This window comes from Candidatus Hydrogenedentota bacterium (assembly GCA_035450225.1).
GTDB lineage: Bacteria > Hydrogenedentota > Hydrogenedentia > Hydrogenedentales > SLHB01 > DSVR01.
The window spans coordinates 63,882-84,687 of the sequence record DAOTMJ010000002.1; the positions used below are offsets into that span (position 1 = coordinate 63,882).

19 protein-coding genes are annotated in these 20,806 nt (G+C 59.2%); 6 read left to right on the plus strand and 13 right to left on the minus strand.

Annotated features, from left to right (window positions below; all coding sequences use genetic code 11):
* Positions 1 to 122 precede the first annotated feature (122 nt).
* The 3 genes from P5540_01865 to P5540_01875 are packed head-to-tail and all read left to right on the plus strand — an operon-like array spanning position 123 to position 3,314.
* The gene (locus P5540_01865; GenBank protein HRT63547.1) at positions 123 to 1,508 is read left to right on the plus strand and encodes an extracellular solute-binding protein; all 1,386 of its coding nucleotides are present in this window, start codon (positions 123 to 125) and stop codon (positions 1,506 to 1,508) included.
* Positions 1,505 to 2,467: a sugar ABC transporter permease gene (locus tag P5540_01870; protein ID HRT63548.1), complete on the plus strand. Its 963-nt coding sequence runs from the start codon at positions 1,505 to 1,507 to the stop codon at positions 2,465 to 2,467. The genes P5540_01865 and P5540_01870 overlap by 4 nt, the downstream gene beginning before the upstream one ends.
* Positions 2,454 to 3,314 (plus strand): carbohydrate ABC transporter permease, encoded by an 861-nt coding sequence (locus P5540_01875; GenBank protein HRT63549.1) that lies wholly within the window; start codon positions 2,454 to 2,456, stop codon positions 3,312 to 3,314. The genes P5540_01870 and P5540_01875 overlap by 14 nt, the downstream gene beginning before the upstream one ends.
* Position 3,315: 1 nt before the next feature.
* Here P5540_01875 and P5540_01880 read toward each other — a convergent pair whose 3' ends face one another.
* From P5540_01880 to P5540_01890, 3 genes are all read right to left on the minus strand, one after another.
* Positions 3,316 to 4,578, minus strand: coding sequence for a Gfo/Idh/MocA family oxidoreductase (locus P5540_01880; GenBank protein ID HRT63550.1), 1,263 nt, complete (start codon positions 4,576 to 4,578; stop codon positions 3,316 to 3,318).
* A gap of 73 nt (positions 4,579 to 4,651) precedes the next feature.
* A complete protein-coding gene (locus P5540_01885) occupies positions 4,652 to 5,908 on the minus strand; it encodes a peptidylprolyl isomerase (GenBank protein HRT63551.1) in 1,257 nt (418 codons plus the stop codon).
* Between the two features lie 177 nt (positions 5,909 to 6,085).
* Complete coding sequence (locus P5540_01890) at positions 6,086 to 7,285, minus strand: uroporphyrinogen decarboxylase family protein (GenBank protein ID HRT63552.1); 1,200 nt, start codon at positions 7,283 to 7,285, stop codon at positions 6,086 to 6,088.
* A gap of 122 nt (positions 7,286 to 7,407) precedes the next feature.
* Between P5540_01890 and P5540_01895 the strand changes: the two genes are divergently transcribed.
* Complete coding sequence (locus P5540_01895; protein HRT63553.1) at positions 7,408 to 8,385, plus strand: HD domain-containing protein; 978 nt, start codon at positions 7,408 to 7,410, stop codon at positions 8,383 to 8,385.
* 9 nt (positions 8,386 to 8,394) lie between these two features.
* Here the strand turns inward: P5540_01895 and P5540_01900 are convergent, their stop codons facing one another.
* Positions 8,395 to 8,550: a hypothetical protein gene (locus P5540_01900; protein HRT63554.1), complete on the minus strand. Its 156-nt coding sequence runs from the start codon at positions 8,548 to 8,550 to the stop codon at positions 8,395 to 8,397.
* A gap of 236 nt (positions 8,551 to 8,786) precedes the next feature.
* On the opposite strand from P5540_01900, the gene P5540_01905 reads away from it, so the two are divergent.
* Together P5540_01905 and P5540_01910 are read left to right on the plus strand one after the other, a co-directional pair.
* On the plus strand, positions 8,787 to 9,698 hold the full coding sequence (locus P5540_01905) for an ectonucleotide pyrophosphatase/phosphodiesterase (protein ID HRT63555.1): 912 nt from the start codon (positions 8,787 to 8,789) through the stop codon (positions 9,696 to 9,698).
* A 137-nt stretch (positions 9,699 to 9,835) separates the two neighbouring features.
* A complete protein-coding gene (locus tag P5540_01910) occupies positions 9,836 to 11,104 on the plus strand; it encodes a 4Fe-4S binding protein (protein ID HRT63556.1) in 1,269 nt (422 codons plus the stop codon).
* Between the two features lie 127 nt (positions 11,105 to 11,231).
* Here P5540_01910 and P5540_01915 read toward each other — a convergent pair whose 3' ends face one another.
* From P5540_01915 to P5540_01955, 9 genes are all read right to left on the minus strand, one after another.
* Positions 11,232 to 11,441, minus strand: a complete 210-nt coding sequence (locus P5540_01915) for a type II toxin-antitoxin system HicB family antitoxin (protein HRT63557.1) — start codon at positions 11,439 to 11,441, stop codon at positions 11,232 to 11,234.
* A complete protein-coding gene (locus P5540_01920; protein ID HRT63558.1) occupies positions 11,428 to 11,601 on the minus strand; it encodes a hypothetical protein in 174 nt (57 codons plus the stop codon). Before P5540_01920 ends, P5540_01915 begins: the two co-directional genes overlap by 14 nt.
* Positions 11,602 to 11,604: 3 nt before the next feature.
* Positions 11,605 to 12,867, minus strand: coding sequence for an acyl-CoA dehydrogenase family protein (locus P5540_01925; GenBank protein ID HRT63559.1), 1,263 nt, complete (start codon positions 12,865 to 12,867; stop codon positions 11,605 to 11,607).
* A gap of 138 nt (positions 12,868 to 13,005) precedes the next feature.
* Positions 13,006 to 14,367 carry an SGNH/GDSL hydrolase family protein gene (locus P5540_01930; GenBank protein ID HRT63560.1) on the minus strand — a complete coding sequence of 454 codons (1,362 nt, stop codon included), beginning with the start codon at positions 14,365 to 14,367 and terminating at the stop codon, positions 13,006 to 13,008.
* 109 nt (positions 14,368 to 14,476) lie between these two features.
* Positions 14,477 to 15,532 carry a recombinase RecA gene (recA, locus tag P5540_01935; protein ID HRT63561.1) on the minus strand — a complete coding sequence of 352 codons (1,056 nt, stop codon included), beginning with the start codon at positions 15,530 to 15,532 and terminating at the stop codon, positions 14,477 to 14,479.
* A gap of 252 nt (positions 15,533 to 15,784) precedes the next feature.
* Positions 15,785 to 16,807 (minus strand): sugar kinase, encoded by a 1,023-nt coding sequence (locus P5540_01940; protein HRT63562.1) that lies wholly within the window; start codon positions 16,805 to 16,807, stop codon positions 15,785 to 15,787.
* 84 nt (positions 16,808 to 16,891) lie between these two features.
* Positions 16,892 to 18,574, minus strand: coding sequence for a hypothetical protein (locus P5540_01945; GenBank protein HRT63563.1), 1,683 nt, complete (start codon positions 18,572 to 18,574; stop codon positions 16,892 to 16,894).
* Positions 18,575 to 18,588: 14 nt separating this feature from the next.
* A complete protein-coding gene (locus tag P5540_01950; GenBank protein ID HRT63564.1) occupies positions 18,589 to 19,680 on the minus strand; it encodes a metallophosphoesterase in 1,092 nt (363 codons plus the stop codon).
* A complete protein-coding gene (locus P5540_01955; GenBank protein HRT63565.1) occupies positions 19,677 to 20,762 on the minus strand; it encodes a hypothetical protein in 1,086 nt (361 codons plus the stop codon). Before P5540_01955 ends, P5540_01950 begins: the two co-directional genes overlap by 4 nt.
* Positions 20,763 to 20,806 lie beyond the last annotated feature (44 nt).

Sequence of the window (20,806 nt, forward strand, 5' to 3'; positions counted from 1 at the left end):
GTTTCCGAACAGGCGCTGACCTGTGGCGGCAGGTTCTGAAGATGCAACTCCTCGCAACGGGAAAGATGGACTCGGAAGCGTGGGTGCGGCTACACTGGAGGTGGTAAAGCCGGGGATCAGGCATGAAGTATGTTTTTTTGGGCAGTTTTATTGTAATGACATTGCTGTCCGTGGCGGCATGGATGTGGCGGCCGGGCGGCCGGGACGACGATCGTGTTGAAATCGTCTGGGTCTGCGACGACAATCCCGTGCGCCGCGAACAGATCGATCTTTTCAATAAACTGAATCCGAAATATTATCTCCGTCTCGATCCGCAGAACATGGGAATGGAAAAGACCATTGTGCAGTGTCTGGCCGGTGTCGGGCCGGATATTTTCGATTGTTACAGCGGTTTTCAGTTGACGGCTTTCGTGCGGTCCGGCATCGCGTACGACTGCACGGAGGCGTTCCGTGATCGCGGGATTGACATCAACAAAGTGTGGCCGTGCCTGCTGCCGCTGGTCCGATATGAAGATCGGGTGTATGGTCATCCCGGTAACGGGGGCGGCCCGGCGCTTTGGTTCAACAAGGCGCTGTTCGACGCGGCGGGCGAGCCGTATCCCCGAAGCGATTGGACATGGCAGGAGTTCCTTCCGATTGCGAAACGGCTTACCCGATTCGATGCAAGAGGGCGGCCTATCCAGTTTGGTCTCATGATGGGTACATGGGACTGGATTGGCGTGTTTCTCGGCCAATGGAATGCGACGATCTATACGCCCGAAGGCACGCGCTGCGTCCTTGATTCGCCCGAGGCGTGCGCGGCGGCGCAGTTTTACCAGGATCTTATCCATGTGCATCGCGTGCTGCCTTCGCCGACCGAGGAACTGGCCATGGCCACGGCGGGGGGCTGGGGTTCCGGCACGATTTCGCTGTTCGGCGCGGGACGCGGCGCGATGGCCGTCGGGGGCCGTTGGTGGCTTTGCATGCTGCGGGGGAAGGATTATGCGCATTTGCGTCTTGGCGCGGTCGAAATGCCCGCAGGGCCGTCACGCCGCCTGTTCGGCTACGGGCGCGCTTCATTGATCAACGCCAAAAGCCCAAACCGCGAAGGAGCGCTCGCGTTCCTCGAATATCTTCACGGTCCCGACTGGAACAATCTCATCAACCGGCAGGCGGACGCACTTGCGCCTGTGATGCAATACAATTATACCGATGAATTTCTGCACAACCCGGAATATCCCGAAGAAGACTACAACGCGGTATGGCGCGCGGCCCTGGAGGATGCCGTGCCTTTCGAAGTGTCGCCGTATGTCAACGGGCAGTTCGTGGACCGCGTTTTCCTCAAGCAGGGCGATTTCCTGCGCGAGCGCATCAAGACGGGCGCGGAGGCGATGCGCGACGCGGCGCGCGCCATCAATGAAGCCATCATTGAACAACTTCGAAGCGATCCTGAATTGAAGGAGCGTTACTTTCAAGCGGTTGCGGGGGGGGCGCGGCCGGCATGGGATCGCCCGGAGGATGCGCCATGATGCGGCGCAACCGTCTTGTGCTTGCGACGGCGCTGTGCTTTCTGCTGCCGAATTTTCTCGGCTTTCTCGTCTTTACGTTTTTCCCCGTGTTGTTTTCGCTCGGCGCGGCGTTCACCAACTGGAATCTGATGAAAACGGTTTCTTTCCAGTGGGTGGGCATGGGCAATTTCATGAAGCTCTTCACGGATCACGAGTTCTGGCTTTATTTCATCAATACGATTTATTTCATGCTCGGCATGCCCGTCGCCATCGCGGCCTCGTTGTTTCTCGCGATTATCCTGAGCCAACGCCTGCGCGGAATGGTCGCCTACCGCACCCTGTTCTATTTGCCCAGTTTCACGTCCGGCGTCGCGCTGCTGATCTTGTGGAAGGCGCTTTACAACCCGAATTTCGGTCCCATCAACGTCATCATCGAATCGGTCCTGCAATGGCTTCATCTGGGCCACATCGAGCCGCCGACATGGCTTTCCTCGACCAAGAACCTGCTGGCGCTCAGCGCGGAACGGGTCGGGATTGTCGCGAGCCAGTTCGGGCTCGGAGCGCGCGACGCCATCATTATCATGGGCATCTGGACGGCTGCGGGCGGCGGCAACATGCTGTTGTATCTGGCAGGGATATCGAACATCCCGCCGGAACTGTACGAGGCGGCGGCGATTGACGGCGCGGGACGCTGGGCGCAGTTTCGCCACGTGACATGGCCGCAACTGGCGCCCACGACATTCTTCATCGTAATCATGAGCGTAATCGGCGGATTACAGGGCGGATTCGAGCAAGCGCGGGTCATGACGCTCGGCGGTCCCGCCGGCACGACAACAACGTTGTCGTACTACATCTATACCAAGGCCTTCGAGGAATTTCAGATCGGTTACGCCTCCGCCGTGGCGTGGGTGCTGTTTACCATTGTGTTCGCCATTACCTTGGTCAACTGGCGATTCGGGAGTCGCTATGTCAACGAGTAATCGCACATTTTCCGAATGGTGGTTCCGGACGGGGCGCTACATCGCGTCGCATGCATTCCTGATCGTGGTGGCGCTTACGATGCTGCTTCCGTTTCTCTGGATGGTTTTCGCGAGTTTCAAGCCGCTGAGCGAGATCCAGCAGTTCAATCTCAATCCATGGCCGGAGACATGGCAGCCGTCGAATTATACGGATGTGCTCAACAACAAGGACATTTCGTTCAAGCGCTACTATTTCAACAGCATTTTCGTCGCGGGGTGGGTGACGCTGCTGACGTGTTTCACAAGTTCGCTCGCGGCGTTCGCGTTTGCGCGGCTGCGTTGGCCCGGCCGCGACCACGTGTTCAAATTGTATCTCGCGACGATGATGATCCCCGGCGTCGTCACGATGATCCCGAACTACACGCTGATGGTGAAGATGCACCTGCTCGATTCGTACATCGGACTGATCGTGCCCGCGGCCTTCAGCGCCTTTGGCACCTTCCTGTTGCGTCAATTCATGTTGACGATTCCGTCGTCGCTCGACGAGGCGGCCACCATTGACGGCGCGTCGGCATGGCAGGTCTATTGGGATGTGATTCTGCCGTTGGCAAGACCCGGACTGATCGTGTTGTCCATTTTCACGTTCATGGGGAATTACGGGAGTTTCTTCTGGCCGCTCGTGCTCATCAAGAGCGAACACCTGCGCACGCTGCCCATCGGCATGCTTTACTTCGACACGGTGTACGGCCGCCAAACCAACCTCATCATGGCCGCGTCCGTCATGAACATCCTGCCGCTTGTCGTCCTGTTCATCCTGATGCAGAAATACCTTGTCCAAGGCATTCAATTGGGCGCGGTGAAGGGGTAGCCTATCTCGCGCGCAAGGCAACCCGCGGCTGATGGCCGTGAGTGATATCCACCATCGCGCCGTCGTTGAGGATGGATAGCCGCGCGGCTTCCATGACGAGTTCGTTGACGCTGGAATTGGCGGGCGTGGCGATGATGCCTTTTTCATCCACTTCGCGAATGATCGCGCGGCGCCGGGCAATCGCATCCGATTCAGGCAAGCCATCGGTTTCGTTCTCGATGCGCCGGATTGTTTCAATGGTTGCCGCCACCGAAAGGAATCCATACCCGACGGGCTTGTATCCGGGCCCTTCCCAGGGAACCAACTGGTAGAAATCGGGACTGACGAAGTTGAATGTCGAGCCGGCGCAGCCGATGCCTTCGAGATAACTGTGCGACACGCCGCGGAACTGATCGTCGTGCTTGAGACAGCCCGTCTTGCCGTCGCCCTCGAAGAACATGCTCAGGCATTGCTCGTTGCTGCCCGCGCCGTCGTCGGGATAGCCGAGGCCGTCCGTGACGGAGAGGATCGCGCCGTTCTCGAAGATGACGCGGCCGTTTGCCCACAGGTAACCCTCGTTGCCGTTCGGAAAGCGGCCCTTGATGCCGTTGACGGAAACCGCGGCGGGTTTCAGGCCCGTAATAAAGCACACCAAATCAACATAATGGCAGCCGACGTATACGAACGGGTCGGTCTGGTCGCACGTAAACCAGTTCTGAAAATTCGAGTGCCGGTAGTAATACGGTTCGATCATCTTGGCTTCGCCCATGATGAACTGGCCGAAATGCCCCTGTTCGTAATGCCGTTTCGCCATCAACGCACGGGTATCGAAGCGCTTGTGGTATTCAACGCCGACGAAGAGGCCCTTTTCCTTGCCGATCCGCTCGATTTCGAGCGCATGTTTGTATTCAAGCACCAGCGGTTTGACGCACAGCACGTGCTGATTGTGCTTGAAGGCTTCCATGATGACCGGATAGTGCAGCGGATCGGGCATGGCGACCACGACGGCTTGGCGCGGTTTCATGCCGGCCAAGACCTGCTTGTAAAGGTCGGGAAACATTGTGCCCGGGTCGGTATCGAAGGCCGGATGCGGCGTGAAGGACTGTCCCGGAAAAGCGCCTTGAAGATCCTTGCTATCCCGCAATGCGCACAGCGGCGGACTGTTCAGCGCACACACGGCGATTTCCGCAACCACACCGGTGCGCTGCAGATGATAGATGGACGGCAGGAGCAAATCATGCGTAATCATTCCGCCGCCGACGATCGTCACGTCAATGGCCTTCATGGATCATCTCCCGGTTGTATATAACGAAGAGCCCGCCGGGGCGGGCTCTTCACGAACACCTATCGAAACTCGATTATACGCCGTCCGGCTTGTCTTGTGCAGTCGGCGCCTCGGGGACCTCGGGCGGAGGGGCGGCGTCCCCCGGCTTGTTTTCGCCATCCGGCGTCTCCGGCGTGGCTTCGGCCGGAGGCGTTTCGGCGGGTGGGGTTTCGCCATCGAGGAAAATTTCGATTTTCATGGTGGGCCGGGCGTCCGCCACAATCTGCTTTACGGCTTCGTAACGCTTTTTGCTGAGCATGTATTTTTGAAGGTCGTCCTTGATTTCTTCGAGGGCCACGGTGCCGGCTTCATGTTTGCCGGTAACCGTCAAAATATGCCATCCATAGGTGGTCTTGAATGGATCGCTGATTTCGCCGATGGGCGTGGACGCCATCTTTTCCTCGAACTCGGGGACCATTTTCCCCTTAGGGGTATTGGGATAGGCGCCTCCGCGATCTTTCGATCCGGGATCGTCCGAGACGTCTTTGGCGACCGCCGCGAAACTTTCCCCGCCCACGATTCGCGCTCGCGCGGCGTCAATTTTTTCTTTGCCGGCGGCCCATGCGGCTTCGTCCTTGCCGTCAACTTTTACCAGGATATGGGCAACATCGGTGGTTGCCTCGGGACGTTCCATCTGGCCGGCGGCCTTGTACTTTTCATATTCGGCCTTCAATTCTTCGTCGGATATCGTTAGATCCGCCGTCTTGGCCTCCATGAATTTCTGATTGTCGAGTTTATTTCGGATGAGGGCCAGCAAATCGTCTTCGGTCATGCCCTGGCTTTCAAGGTATTGCTTGTAAAAGTCTTCGGAGGGCATCTGGGCCTTGGCCTTTTCCAATTCGGCCTTGGCTTCCTCGTCCGACGTGGCGATGCCGGCCTGCTTCGCCAGTATCGAGAGCACTTTCTCGTCTATCACCGCGTTGAGCACTTCCCTGCGTTGATCCGCGCCGGGCTTGCCGGTCATGCCATGGGCGCCCATCATTTGCTCGTGGGCGGCCAACTGCCGGGCGAATTGCTTTCCCATGATGGGTTCGTCGTTCACCTTGGCGACGATTTCGGGCAGTTCCGGTTCCTTTTTGGCTTCTTCGGCCAGAGCGTCGCCGATGACCACGGGCGTGTTTTCGGCCTGTGAGCCGCTGTCTTGGGCTGCGTCGCCTTCGCCGGTCGTAACCGGCGCCGACGCCGTTGCGCCGCCCGCAGGGGATTGGGGCGCAGGCGGAGTGCTCTGGCCGCAACCGGCGGCTGCCATGGCCGCCAACAAAATGGCCGCGACTGTATACTTGGTATTCATCCGATATTCTCCTCGAAAGGTCGTTACACGAAAAACCGCCGTACCGTCATCGGTACGGCGGCAGATGCACAGCATATCCGAAAAGGGCCGGACCGCGCAAATATCCCTTGGCGCCGTTATGGGAAAAGCAATGTTTGGCGACCTGTGGCAAGCCGCAGGTTTGGCGGGGAAGATGCGTCACGAAACAACCGTGCTCTTGCGGCCCATTTCCCAGTAGGCTTGGCAGGCGGCGAGGCGCGCGCACGGCGGAAGATTGTTCGCCTCTTGGAGGATGAAGCGACCCCCGTCGCGTATGCCGGAATTCAGGATGCGTTCCGTTTCGCGAATCAGCGGCGCGAGGTCGTCCTGCAGAAAGAAGGAAATGGGCGCGCCGCCCGACACCAGGACATCCGGGCCAAGGTCTTTGCGCAACGCGCCGAAATCGATCGGGAAACCGGTGTCGAACGCGCTCACGCCGAGTTCGTCGCGGATTGTTTTGAAATGACGCTGTGCATTGCCGCACAGGTGCATGGCGCGGTTTTTGGGCGTCGCGAACTGATCGAACAGCCGACGGTGAAGCGGCAGTACGAACGTTTGGTATTGTTCTTCCGACAGCATTTCGATGGCGTCGTCCGCCGCGCCGAATCCGTCCGTTGGAATGGGGCTTCCAAAGTGTTCGCGCCAGGCCTTCATGCGATTGGCGACGGCGGCATGGATGAATTCGATCAATTCGGCCGCATAATCGGGATCGGTGAGCAGGTCGAGACAGATCGCCGTCGAACCGCGCAGCGACGTGGCTATCGTGAACAGGCCGTCGCATCCGCAGAACGGCGCCCATTTGTCCGCGATAACGGGCCGCCCCATGAACGTCCACCCTTGCGCGCTCTTGCGATGGAAATGATCGAGGAATTGCAGGCATCGTTCGGCCCATTCGCCCGCAAAGGGATCCGGCATGCCGCGATCGAACAGCATGCGCTTATTGTCATCATTTAGGATGGGCGTGGTGTCGGGCACTTGGCCGTCGCGATAATGCACCGGACATCCGAACCATGCCGCGTCGTAATGGTTCTCGAAATCCACCGACACATTCCATTGTTCCGGCAGGCCGCGTTCGGCGTCGCCGGGAAGATAATGCCGCAGCCAGTACCGGAATTCGAGGACGGCTTGTCCCATTACCTCCGGATCGTTCATATACTCCCTGTAGGTGATGCCGCGCACGTTGTACGAGGGATCAAGCATCAAGATGCGCGGATTGCAGGTGAAGCGCACCGGCGTACGCGACGGCCTTCGCGCTTCGAAGGCCGTCCACAAGGCCGCGACTTCCGCATTGTGTTCGGAATAATCTTCCCCGCGGCGATCCGTGAGATTGAACAACCGAATGTCGAAGCCATCGTCCATGATCGTTCCCTCCCAAATGTCCGAAGTTGTGTGTGTTCAGGCCGTCTTGAAGGATAATGTTCGGGATGGTAGGATAACAACATAAACGACGAGGCGCGCAGGAAATGCCCCAGGCAGCCGCAATGCAGGAAGCAGATCAACGGGATTCCGGATCGTTCATGCCGATCAAACTGGCCTCGCTCCGGCTCGACACCGTGACCAATTTCGACATTTATTTTCAGCCGGCGCCGGGTCAGCCGTTTGTTTTGTACAGCGAACGGAACGTTCGTTTTACCGACGCGGTCCGGCAGCGCCTGCTTGACAGCAACCTGGACACAGTCTATATCCGGTCCAGTCATCAGGGCGCCTATGGCCGCTACATTGAGGAAAATCTCGCGGCCATCCTGGAAGACGATGCCATTCCCGTCGAGGAGAAATCCGAGGCGCTTTATGCGGCGTCCAGCGGGTTGATTGAGGACATCCTGGAGGAACCCGAATCGGCGGACAATGTCAAGCGCAGCAAGGACATCATCAAGAGCACGGTGAATTTCATGCTGACCGAACGCGATTCGTTCGCGACGTTGCTCAAGCAGGTTTCACTCGATTACAAGATCTACACGCATAGCGTGAACGTGGTCACCTATTCGGTGTCCCTTGCGCAGCGCAGCGGCCACGCGTCCTCCGCCACCTTGCGCGAACTGGCCATCGGCGCATTGTTGCACGACGTGGGCAAGAGCCGCATCAGCCCGGAGATTCTCGCTTCCAATGCGGCCCTGTCCGAGCGCCAGTGGGAGGAAATGCGGCAACATCCCGTTTACGGACATGAAATTTTGTCTGCGACGGGCGCCGTGGGCGAGATTGCGCTGGACATCGTGCTTCACCACCACGAAAAGCGGCGCGGGGGAGGATACCCCGACAACTTGTCTGGCGACTCGATTTCCCCCTTCGTGCGAATCGTATCCATCGCGGATGTGTTCGACGCGCTTACCACGAACCGGCCGTTTCAGCAGGCGCAAAAAACATTCACTGCCCTGTCCATCATGCGGACAAGGCTTGCCGCCGACCTCGATCCCGAACTCTTCCGCGCGTTCGTGGATATGATGGGCCACCCGACCCGCTGATCGGCGCGATCAACTCGCCGGGGTCAGGGCGTCTTCCTTGGCCTGGAGCAACGGCTTGAAGGCATTCAATACGTTTACGATGAAGGTGATTTTCGTTTCCACGTCAACGGTGCCGGTGGTGCTTGCCATGCACGGTTTCTTTGAAATCATCGCCACGTGTTTCATTCCGCTGTAACCTCCGTTCACACCGCTCCCATGCGGTGAATATTGGCCTTGCCGCGCGAAGGCTCCCATAGCCTTCACTTCGTTTACTATACCATGCGCGCCATTCCATGTCACGCACAACATAATGTACTTGAACCGGCTACCCAATTCAAGTGGGAATGCCCGGAACCGAATTTTCCAGCGTGAAAGCGCCGCTAGTTCCCGCGTATACTTGCGCCGTTGGAGGAGCATTCCCCATGAAATCCAAAAAATGTTTTCGCGTGGCAATTCTCATGGCGGCAATCATGACAACAGTCTTTGCGCAGGCGGCAGACAGGCGCCCCGGGCATGTGGTTGTGGTCGGCATTGACGGAATGCGGGGCGATTCGGTCGAACAGGCGCAAACACCGAACATGCGCGCATTGATGGCCCGTGGCGTCTCCACGATGAAGGCCGCGGCGGTCCTGCCCACCGTGAGCAGCCCGAATTGGGCCTCCGTGCTGATGGGCGCCCTTCCCGACACGCACAAGGTCTTGTCCAACGACTGGCAGCCCGGACAAACGCCGCCGTTTCCGACCCTTTTCGATGTGCTCCGGAACCGATACAAGAAAGCGCACATGGCCGCGATCTACGAATGGGCCGGATTTGGCCGGCTTTTCAATCATGTCTCCGTTGACTTTTGCGCTTCGGCGATTATGGACGCCGTCAAGCCCGATCCAAATATTTCGCCCGCACTACGAATGACAACCAAGGCCGCGGAAGTCATCAAGATCAACAAGCCGCTTTTCACATTCCTGCACCTCGACCTCGTTGACCACGCCGGCCACGCCTCCGGATACGGATCGCCGGAATATCTCGCGGCCGTCTCCGAGGCCGACCGATTGCTGGGCCAAATCCTTCAGGCCGTCGCGGATGCCGGCATCACGGACAAGACGGCCGTATTCGTGCTCTCCGATCACGGAGGCAAAGACAAGAGACACGGCGGTTCGAGTCCCGAAGAAACGACCGTCCCGTGGATGGCCGCCGGCCCCGGACTTGCAGCCGGCAAGACGCTTGCCGAACCCATCTCCATTGCCCAGACTGCGCCCACCATCGCCCGGCTCCTGCGCGTCAAATGCCCGGCCGCATGGACCCAACAGCCGATCGTCGAGGCCTTTGCCAAACACTGATTTCCCTTCGTCTGAACGCATGGAGACCCTAGGGAATCCAATTCCGGGGGAAAACTTGCGCGGACATCGGATGGTCCAATGATCGCAGGAAAGACCGTGCTACCGGCCAAGCGACCGAAACGGAGGAAGACGGCACGATGGGACATCACGTCAACGTTGAACGCGAGTACCGGTTGCTGCGCCAACAAATGGACCGCAACGTCTGCCCCGTTCCGGATTCGCCGGCCATACTCGGCATTCTGCGGATTCTCTATTCGCCGGACGAGGCGGCCTTTGCAGCCAAACTACCCATCAAACCCACGCGCATCGGGAAACTTGTCCCGAAGTTCGCCATGCCGGAAGACGAATTGCGCGGGAAATTGACCGATCTGGCCGAACGCGGACTCGTGTTCGATTTCGAGCGCAAGGGTGAACGGTACTATTCGCTGCCGCCCGTGCTCGGCGGCATCTACGAATACGTCATGATGCGCGCGCGGGACGACCTCCCGATGGAAGAGTTGTCGCGCCTGTTCGACGAGTACATGAACGCCGATCGCAAGCATCTCGAGGCGGTGTATTCCGGGGAAACGCAATTCGCGCGGGCATTCGTCCGCGAAGAGGCGCTGCCGGAAGAGGACCACTCCGAGATCCTCGACTATGAGCGCGTAAGCCGGATGATCGAGTCGGCCTCCTTGCTTACCATCGCCTTGTGCCCTTGCCGGCACACGAAGAGTCATCTTGGCACGGCCTGCGACCGGCCGCAACGGACCTGCATCTCGCTCAACAAGGGCGCGGAGTCGGTCCTGCACAGCGGCATTTCGGAGCGCATTGACAAGCGGGAAGCCCTTCGCATCGTGGACGAATGCAAGACGGCGGGCCTGGTCCAGGTCGGGGACAATGTCCAGCGCAACAGTTCGTTCGTCTGCAATTGCTGTAGTTGCTGCTGCACCCTGTTCAACGGCGCGCGCACGCTCGGCATCGGCCATGCCATCGTGACCTCCAACTGGATGGCCGAACTCGACACCGAGAAATGCACCGGCTGTGGACGATGCGTAGCCTCGTGTCCCATGCACGCCTTGGCGACGCCCGAAAAGGGCGGGAAAACGACGCTGAACGCGGCGGCATGTCTCGGGTGCGGTGTGTGCTATACGATGTGCCGTTCAGACGCGCTCCGCATGAAAGCGCGCGACCGCCGCGTCTTCACGCCGGAAACGACCTTCGACATGATCGGCCACATGGCCATCGAGCGCGGCAAGGTCGCCGAGATGCTCTTCGACGATCCCGAACGCCTGAGCCACCGCGCACTGGGCCGGCTGCTGCGCCTACTCGAAACATCACCCCCGTGGAAGGCCGCCATGGCCGTCCGCCCGCTGCGCTCCACCTTCCTGAACACCATGCTCAAGCTCGCGCGCGAATCCAAAGAATAACGATCATAACGTGGACAGAATTCGCGCCATTCCTCCTGCCTCCTGCACTCTGCCTCGGAGATTGGGAACAGAACCCATGGAAACCCCGCGTTCGCAAAACGTTCCGCAACACGGGGCCAAGCAAACATCAGGCGTAAAGCAGGCGTCCCTTGGGCCGAGGCACTGTGCGGCCGAGCTTCTTCGCCGTTTCAATCCATTCCGCAATCACAATTTCAACATTTTCAAGCGCTTCCCGATACGATGCGCCATCGGCCATGCACCCCGGCAATTCGGGAACTTCCACAATAAACGCTTTATCCTCGTCGCTCCAATAGATGATAAGTTCATATTTTGGCACGGCGTTCACCGCCCAGGCGGTATTTCAGGATTAAATCTCTTACTTGCTTGACCTGATACGGTTTTGCTTTCGCTTGTAAAGTGATGATTTCGCTGATATCGGCGCTACAGTAAATGTGATGATCGCCTCGAAAAGGTTTGACGTTGGCCAGAGACTTCAAGTTTTACCACCCCTTGGTCCACATCTCCTCGTCCTCGTAGACTTTTTCGTCGGCGAGATCCGCCGCTTCGGCGTCGAGTTCGCTGGCGCGCGCCGGATTCGGGTCGTCGAGCACTTCGCGGTAGAACTCGTGCTGAATGAGCAGGCTCATGATTTCGTTCGTGCCCGTCCAGATTTGCGCAAGGCGCGCGTCGCGCACCATGCGCTCGATCGGAAAGATGTTCGTGTAGCCGATGCCGCCCACCACCTGCATCGCCAGATTGCACACGTCCCAACAGGCCTCCGTCGCGAATTTCTTGGCCTCGCTGACCATCCGTCGGGCGCTCGGAACGCGTTGGTCAACGGCCTTTCCCGCCGCGATGGTCAACGCGCGCGCGGCATCGAGTTTCGTGATGGCCTCGGCCACCTTGAAACTGACGCCCTGGAAGGTGCGAATTTTCTTGCCGAACGCATACCGGCGGTCGGTGTAATGCGTCGCGACCGTCAACGCCGCGCGGGCCAGACCCAACGCGCCGCCCGCCGAGGTCAGTCGTTCGGGCACCATCATCGTGTTGAAGATTTCCGCGCCTTGATTCAGTCCACCGATGAGGTTCGCTTCCGGCACCACGACATCCTTGAAGATAATGCGGCCGGTGCCTCCGCCCCGCGTGCCCATCAGACGATACAGGTATTTCGTTTCCACACCGGGGCGGTCTTTCTCGATAAGCAGGAGACTGATCCGCTCGTGCTGCCTGCCGGTCGGATTCGTGTTGCAGTAGACCAAGAAGAAATCCGCGCAAGCCGCGCCCACGACAAATCGTTTCTGCCCGCGCACCGTAAAATGGCCGTCTTTAAGTTCCGCCTTCGTCGTCGCGCCGAAGAAATCCGTACCGCCGCGCGGTTCCGTCAATGCCTCCGCCGAGATAATTTCCCCTTTCAGCAATGGCCGCAGATAGCGTTCCTTCTGTTCTTCGGTCCCAAAGGTATGCAGCGCCTCGCCCACGATGGACGGCATCGAAAACGCGCATCCCAGCGCCATGCCCAACACGCCGATTTCCTCGAGCGCCGCAATTTCCGCCGTCCAACCGAGGCCGCGACCTCCGTATTTCGGCGAAAACCGAAGGCCGAGCAGATTGCGCCTGCCTAAGGCCCGGACATAGTCCGCGGGATACTCGATTTCGTCGCGATCCATCTTTTTAAGCAGGTCCGGCGGCACCTCGTTCTTCACGAACTCCCGCACTTCCTGCTTCAGCGCCCGTTCTTCATTGGTCAAAAGCACATCCTGCAACATGGCGTCATCTCCTGTGCGACTTGCTTACATACAAACCACGGCCCTCCGAAAGCAGTATATAAAAGGCTTCCGCAAAATGCCTCATTTCAGCGAGGCCGGCATCCGGCCGTTTCCAAACGCCGAAAGCCGCAAACTTCACGGAACCGGCTTGGTGTCGTAGAGGATCGGCGCATCCCTCAGGGTTTCCCGCAGGGCGGCGATAACCCCGGGCGGGTCCGCCTTCGGTTCAAGCCCCATGTGTCGTTCGATGACCGACAGCAGCAATTCCGCAATGATGCGGTGTCCCTCGGATTTCGGGTGGCAGTTGTCGTAAAAGATCCGGCCATCGGGAATGCCGTCGGGCATCACATCCTGAAAGGCCGCTTCCGCATCGACCACAAACACATCCGAACGCTTGCCCAAATCCCGAACAAAGTCGTTGAAAGGCCCCGGAGCGCGCACGCTGAACGTGGCCAGATCGCGCGATGCCTTGTATGCCTCGCGCGCGGCGGCGAATTCACCCAACCCATCGTGCGCTTTGCCCTTCAAAAAATGAAGGTAGGATTTTTCCCAGATATCGTTCGTTTTCATGGCCAATTGCGCGTTTATTTCCCCGAGGGCTTTCCGAAATTCCAACGGATCCACGTGCCCCATTCCCCCGCCGCGACGGTTGAGGATCCTGTTCCAGGCGCCGAACCGGCGATCCCCAAAACCGGTGCACTCCACATCCGTATACCTCAGATTCGATCCTTCGACGACAAAGAGGAGAGGGATCCCCGCCTGCTGGCATGCTTCGGCCATTGTACGCATGTTGTTCCGGGATTCATCCAGCAATTTCCGCGCGTCCTCTTCCGTGATTGTAAAATCCGACGCGGCGGCGCCTTGCCAGTTTCCCGCCAAAGGACCGGTATTTGCACGAGTCATCTTGGCCAAATAGACCAGCGTCCGGAAACCCCGGAGCGCCCGCGAACGTTTCCAACGTTCGTACATCATTCCCTCAGCCACCTCGTTATTGCCGGCCTCTACGATCACATAGTCGGGCGCATGGCGCAGGCTCTCCCGGAGCAATGGTAATATGCGGTAACTTCCCCAACCCGGAACGCTGAAATTCATCACCTCGAATCGGCGGGATCGATCCCTTTCCGGAAGGGCTTTCTCAAGAACCTCCGAATAGGATTCCTCGACAAAGGGCGATTCTATGGCTTTTGTTTCATCCTGGCGCTTGCCGATAAGACCGGCCGCCGCCGATCCGCCAAACACGAAAATTCGGACCGTGTCCGCCGGCTTGGGATTCCTCAATTCCATGCTGGATTCCATCACCCATCCCGCGGGATGATGGATAACGACAACGTCCTCTTGCTCCTCGAAGACCGGCGCGCGGGGAAGGTAATCGTCGCTGCCGGATTCCTCGGTAAGCCGCAAGTACCCCTCGAAGGCCAGAAAGGGCGCCATGGCGGCAAACAGGATCAACGGAAAGAATTTTGCGCCTCGCAGTCCGCGGCACAATCCTGTTTTCATGTTTTCCCAACATCCCGCCACACGGGATCGTCGTTTCAAAAAAAGCCCAAGATACATCGAATAGGGCCCGCACCCGGGTTCTGGCTTGGCCAAAATATCAAATGGATCGTTATTTGGCTCCGGATTTGGCCTCTTCCGGCGCGACGGCATCCGAAACGATCCAGGTAATGCCTTTTGCCGCAAGAATTTGCTGGCGCAACTTGGCGGTCACATCCGGATTGGCCTTCAAATATTGCCGGGTGGCTTCGCGGCCTTGGCCCAGATTCTCGCCGTTGTACGAAAACCAGGATCCACTTTTCTGCACCAGTTTCTCCGCCACGGCCAAATCGAGAATATCGCCTTCTTTCGAAATGCCCTCGTCGAAGAGAATATCAAATTCCGAAACCTTGAAGGGCGGGCCCAGTTTGTTCTTCACCACCTTGGCTTTGACGCGGTTGCCGACGTCCTGCTCGTGCTCCTTGATGCTTGAAATGCGGCGCACGTCTATGCGCATGCTGGCGTAGAACTTCAATGCGCGGCCGCCGGTCGTCGTTTCGGGATTACCGAACATCACCCCGATTTTTTCGCGCAACTGGTTGATAAAGATGACGAGTGTCTTCGACCGGCTGATGGCCGCCGTCAATTTCCGCAGCGCCTGCGACATCAGCCGCGCCTGCAAACCGACATGCGCGTCACCCATTTCGCCCTCGACTTCCGCCTTCGGCACAAGGGCCGCCACCGAGTCTATCACGATCACGTCCACCGCATTGCTGCGCACCAGCGTTTCGCAAATTTCAAGCGCCTGTTCCGCCGTGTCCGGCTGCGAAACCAGGAGATTGTCTATGTCCACGCCGATCTTCGTCGCGAATGTCGGATCCAAGGCATGTTCGGCGTCTATGTAGCATGCAATGCCCCCTTCCCGCTGGGCGTTCGCCACCACATGCAGCGCCAGCGTCGTCTTGCCCGACGATTCCGGACCAAACACCTCGACCACCCGGCCCGTCGGCAATCCGCCCAGTCCCGTCGCGATGTCCAGCGAAAGACTGCCGGTCGAAATGGTCTTCCCGGCCTGCACAAAATGATCGTCGCCCAGACGAACCAGCGTTCCCCGCCCGAACTGCTTCTCCAACTGCGCTACCGCCACCGACAACGCCTTGCCGCGCTCATCGCCCTTTCGGGGTTCCATATCCACTCTCCTCTTTTTTGATTACTGAATATTTATTCACTATCCGCCCTATGTTCGCATAACCGGATACGATTGTCAAGCAAAAAAGATAACGGGCCCGACAGGAAACGGTCAGAGCAACCTCCCTTCGGAACATCTAGCATATCATAAGCATTGCCGTGTTTGTGCATGGAATGTTTCCATTGAATGCGATCGTCCCTGGTCGTTTCCGTGGCTTTACGCTTACGGGCCCTCCGCGTGCGGAAGCGATTTTTATCTACGAATCCGCATGTTGCCGCCCTTGATCAACGCTTCGGCCTCCTCTTTCGTGCTGTAGTTGAAATCGCCGGGAATCGAGTGGGCCAGCGCGCTGAAGGCATTGCCGAACCGCAGGCCGTATTCGACCCCTTCCGTCAGTATGCCGTAGAGAAAGCCGGCGCTGAAGGAATCGCCGCCGCCCACGCGATCCACGATTTCGACCTCGAACCGCGGCCCCTCGTAGATGCGACCGTCCGCATAGGCCACCGCGCCCCATGTGTTGCGCCAGACGCTGATGTCCTCGCGCAGCGTAATCGCCACCGCCTTGAACGCGAACCGTTCGGCCAGTTTTTTCGCAACCGCCGCATACGTCTCCGACGAGATCGCGCGAAACGAATCATCGTCCACCGATACGTCCCCCTGAATGCCGAAGACTTTCTTTGTGTCTTCCTCGGTCGAGATCAAGATATCCACGAACTCCATCATCGGTTCCTGCACGGCGCGAGCCTTTTCGGCGCTCCACAATTTGGCGCGATAGTTGAGATCGTAGGAGATTATGCATCCCGCCCGTTTCGCCGTCTGCAAGGCCTCAAGCGTGACGGCGGCGGCCAACTCGCCCAGCGCGGGCGTAATTCCGGAGCAATGGAACAGCCGCGCGCCCGCCAGCGCGGCATCCCAATCCACCATGCCCGGCGCGATCCGGCTGATGGCCGAACCCGCCCGGTCGTACAGAACCGAACTGGGCCGCGGCGACGCGCCGAACTCGACGAAATACAGCCCAACGCGATCGTCGGGCGTCCAAACGACATGTTGCGTGTCCACGCCGTGTTTGCGCGCCTCGTTGGCAATCATGCGGCCCAGCGGATTCCGCGTGAGCCGCGACACCCACCGCGTCTTCAATCCCAGGCGGCTCGCCGCGACGGCCACATTCAATTCGGCGCCGCCGATGCGCACATCGAGACGGTTCGTCTGTTCAAGCCGATGAAAGTCCGGCGGCGACAGCCGCACCATGGCCTCGCCGAATGTCACGATATCCATGAAACCTCTCCTCCCAGGCGATAGTTTCCCTGCTGCCTGTCCATTTTTTCAAGTGAAACCGATTCAAAACGAGCCTTTCGGATGTCACTCGTCTTGGTTCGTTGCTGATTGTGTATCGGTGAAAGGTCCATGCAACGCTTTCTTGCGAAACAACAGGAAACCGCAATCCACGTTGACGTGAAGCAGAAAAATGGACCTCGTCCGATCCCAAGACGCGGTGAATGCCTTGACCAGATCGTAGTCGGTGTCAATCCATGTCCTCGAGAGGTATTCGGTCAGATATTTGTATTCCTGTCCGCGCAAGAGGATGTAGTCCGGACGAAAATGTTCGAGCATGTCGTACAGGGTCTGGCGGCCCGGCGCGTCCCGCAAGTAGCAGGTGACACGGCGGTTGCAGAGTCCGGGCCAATCGTAGACGATCCGCCGCGAGTAATAGCCGACGTAACCGAGCGGTTCGCATCCGACGGTTTCGTCCGGCCGCATGACGCGCCCAAGGTAAAGTCCCGCCTGCTTGCGCACGGCATTTTCGATGTTTTCCTGAATCTGCTTTTCTGTCTTGAACGTCAACGGCAAGATACCCGCGATGCACGCCAGATAGGCCGCGGCCACAAGGCCCAGCACGGCGGTCCGCATGCGGCCTTCCAATGGGTAGGCAAGCCCGTGCAGGCCGCGAAGACTCAACAAGACCGCGACAGCGGAGAACGGCACAAGATACCACCCATGAATGAAGGGAACGAGGAAGGCATAGTACAACGTGTAGACGAAAACGAAGAACGCGGGAAGAAACATCGCCCACTGGCGGCGCCAGAAGGCAAAAAAGGTTCCGGCCAGCGCAAGGCACAGCATCAGACCCGACAGATAACCACGGTCCCAAAAGGGATGCCGGAGGTGCAGGCCGTGGCCGCCGAACGTGAGGCCGAGCGGTGAAAAAATCCAGTCGCGGATGCGTTCGACGATTTCCCGTTTCACGGTGGAACAGGTCATGTTGGATTCCTGCCACCAATGCGGCACGCCCAGCCACTTGGCCACCATCGTATGGGGAATCGGCGATCCGTAGTACCACCATGCGAACGCGAGCCAAGGCGCGTAGACGATCGCCGCCGCACCCACGATGCGCGGCAATTGCCGCCTGTCCCTGAAGAGGGCGTATACCCCCACGATGACGGTCCAGAAGGCCAAATCGGGCCGGGCCAGCATGCACAAACCAAGGCTCGCGCCCAAGGGAAGGGGCCGCCAAGTCACCGCATAGTACAGCGAGGCAAGAAGGATCAGCGTGGTCACCTGCGTCTCCATGCCGGCCATGCCCCAGAGGATCTGGTGGTGCTCGCAGGCCAGGTAGCCCATCCACATCGCCGCGAGCGGCCCCGGCAGGCGGATGCTTCGGTAAAGGGCGATCCCCAACGCATAAAAAACAGCGAGGATGGACGCGATCACGGAAACGGCTTTCAGGAACGGAATGCCCCAGCCCAAATGCAGGACATCCCCCACAAGCGGGATCAGCACGCTCAACGGACTGGTGAATCCGTGCAACGGGGGATCGCCGGGGCGATAATGCGTAAGGCCAAGCCCCTGCACGCAGTTTTCCGAATGAAGCGTCGTAATGAGCGCGTCTTCCCAGACCCGCCCCGTATACGCCCAGAAACACAAGCGCAGGCCGGCGGCAATCAGCGCGAAAAAACACGCCCATCGGAACATCGCCGCGCGATCGCCGCAATCCATCTCGCGAATGCCCGGAAGGGCGTTCAGGAATGCGGCGGGCGATCGCATGGCCGGCGCGCCCGCTACGGGACCGCCAGAAATCGCCGGGGCGGTTCGGGTTTGATGCCATTGGCCGAAATTTCGAACAACCGCCAGTACCCGTCAATGGCGGCAGGCGTCACGGTAAACGGCGTCGCGCCCCACGGCACCGCCTTTTCCCCCTCCTTGTTTTCGCGATGCCAATGGCCGAAAACGAGATGATCGAGCGGGCAATCCACAAACAGAGCCAGTTGCGCACGCATGCCCATCGAAACATCGTACCGGTGCGTCAGTCCGATGGACCAGCGCGCGGGCCGCATCGCACGCCGAAGCAATTCGAGTTCGCCGTTCTGGGCGCCCCATTCGTCCGCGATCACATAATCCTTGGTGTCGTAAGACAAATAGGCGTCCGGGCCGAAATTGAATGTATACACCGTTTCGCCGAACACGCGATCGTAATCGCCCGCCCCGCGGTCGTGATTGCCCGGACACAGGAAGGTCGGCAACGTGCACGTATCGAGGACTTCGATGAACGCGGCATACTGTTCCGGCGTGGCGTCGTGCGTGAGATCGCCCGTCAGCGCCGCGAACGCCGCGTTCGACGCATTGACCGTTTCGACGGCCTTTCGGAAAATATCTGCTCCGTTGCCCCACTCGCGTTGAGCGCCGATATGGATGTCCGTCAATAGCGCAAACCGGTAACTCTCGGGAAACGAGGCGTAAACGAACACGGACCGGACGTTTCGGTCCGTCTTGTCGCCGGCAACCGCCTCCAGTGTGTAACCTCCTTCGGCGACGCCATCGGGCAACCGGCAGCGGCCGTGCCAGATCCCGCGCATTTCGCGCCATTGGACGGCCAGCGGAACCGGGGAACCCCCGACCTCGATGCGGAGATCCGCTTTCTCGCGGAGCATAACGTCGAATTCGGATGTCTTGCCCACCAGCGCCGGCCGGCCGTTGTGCGGCGCGCGGATGAGTCCGAGCGTGCCGTCCGGTTCGCGCGCCCATGTTTCCGCGGCAAGCAGGATCATCACTCCCATCGCCGACAACCCGCACAAAAAACGAACTGCGGCGACGGGCGCCTTCCAATGGATTCGAATTCGCCTTCCCGCGACGATCAATGGCAATCCCTTCATTTCTTCTGTCCCTTTGGCCGCCACACGGGAGCGTAATCGGGTCCTAGGCGATCCGTAACGCGGATCAGGTCTTTACCGGACAGATTGCAAACGTGGATTTCCGGATCGCCGGTGCAGTTGGACACATAGGCAATCCATTTTCCATCGGGCGACCATGAAGGCGACCATGTGTCAAAATCGGGCGAAGCCACCACGGGCGCCACCCGCGCCGTGTCCACAAACACACAGTAAACGCCCCGCCGCCCTCCCCGAAACGATTCAAAGGCCAGCCAGCGGCTGTCGGGAGACCATACAGGATTCCAGTCGGCCGTCCGATGGTTCGACAGGTCCACCGCACGCTCATGCGTATAGCAGAAAAGTTCACGATCGCCACCGTCGTTCGACTCAAAGGCCAGACGGAGACCATTGGGACTGGGCGCGGCGAACCATTCCGCATATTCGCCGGTCGCGGACGGCAGTGTTTCCTGGGGAACGGGAACGACCGAATCCGACGTCATGAAAAACAGGCCCGTGCTCAATCCATGGGGCGTTTTTTCGACACCCGCGGCCACGAGGGCCGGGCCGGAACCGAGCCGATCGATTGCCGCCGTTCCGCTTTTGACATTGGGATCGGCGTTGATCGCATACAATAATTTGTGATTGGGCAGCCACACCGGCCGCATGAAACCTTCCGCACCTCCCCCCCAAACGGTTTCGTTCCCGCCTTCGATGTCGTAAACCACAATACGTTGCGTCAAGCCTTCCCCCGATTCATAGGCCAGCAGACGCCCGTCGGGCGACCATTGCGGAAACGCGTTCCACGCGGCGGTATGGGCAATCGCGCGTGTTTCGGAAGCGTCCGGCCTTGCCAGAACAATCCCCATTCCGTCGGTTCGTTTCGTGGCGAAGGCCAGCCAAGCGCCGTCCGGCGACCATGCCGGCGCGCCGTCGGATTGGCCGGGACCCACGGGTACCGCCGTCCGGCTTTCAAGATCGAGGACGTGCACGCGCAGGCTGCCGGAATCGGCGCCGGACAAATAGGCAATCTGCCCGGCCGGTGAAGCCGCCGCGATGAACGCCAACACCCATGAAGCCATGATCATGCCCGCCCGTCTCCCCGCGCGGCCATCAGGCGCGTCCGCCCGTG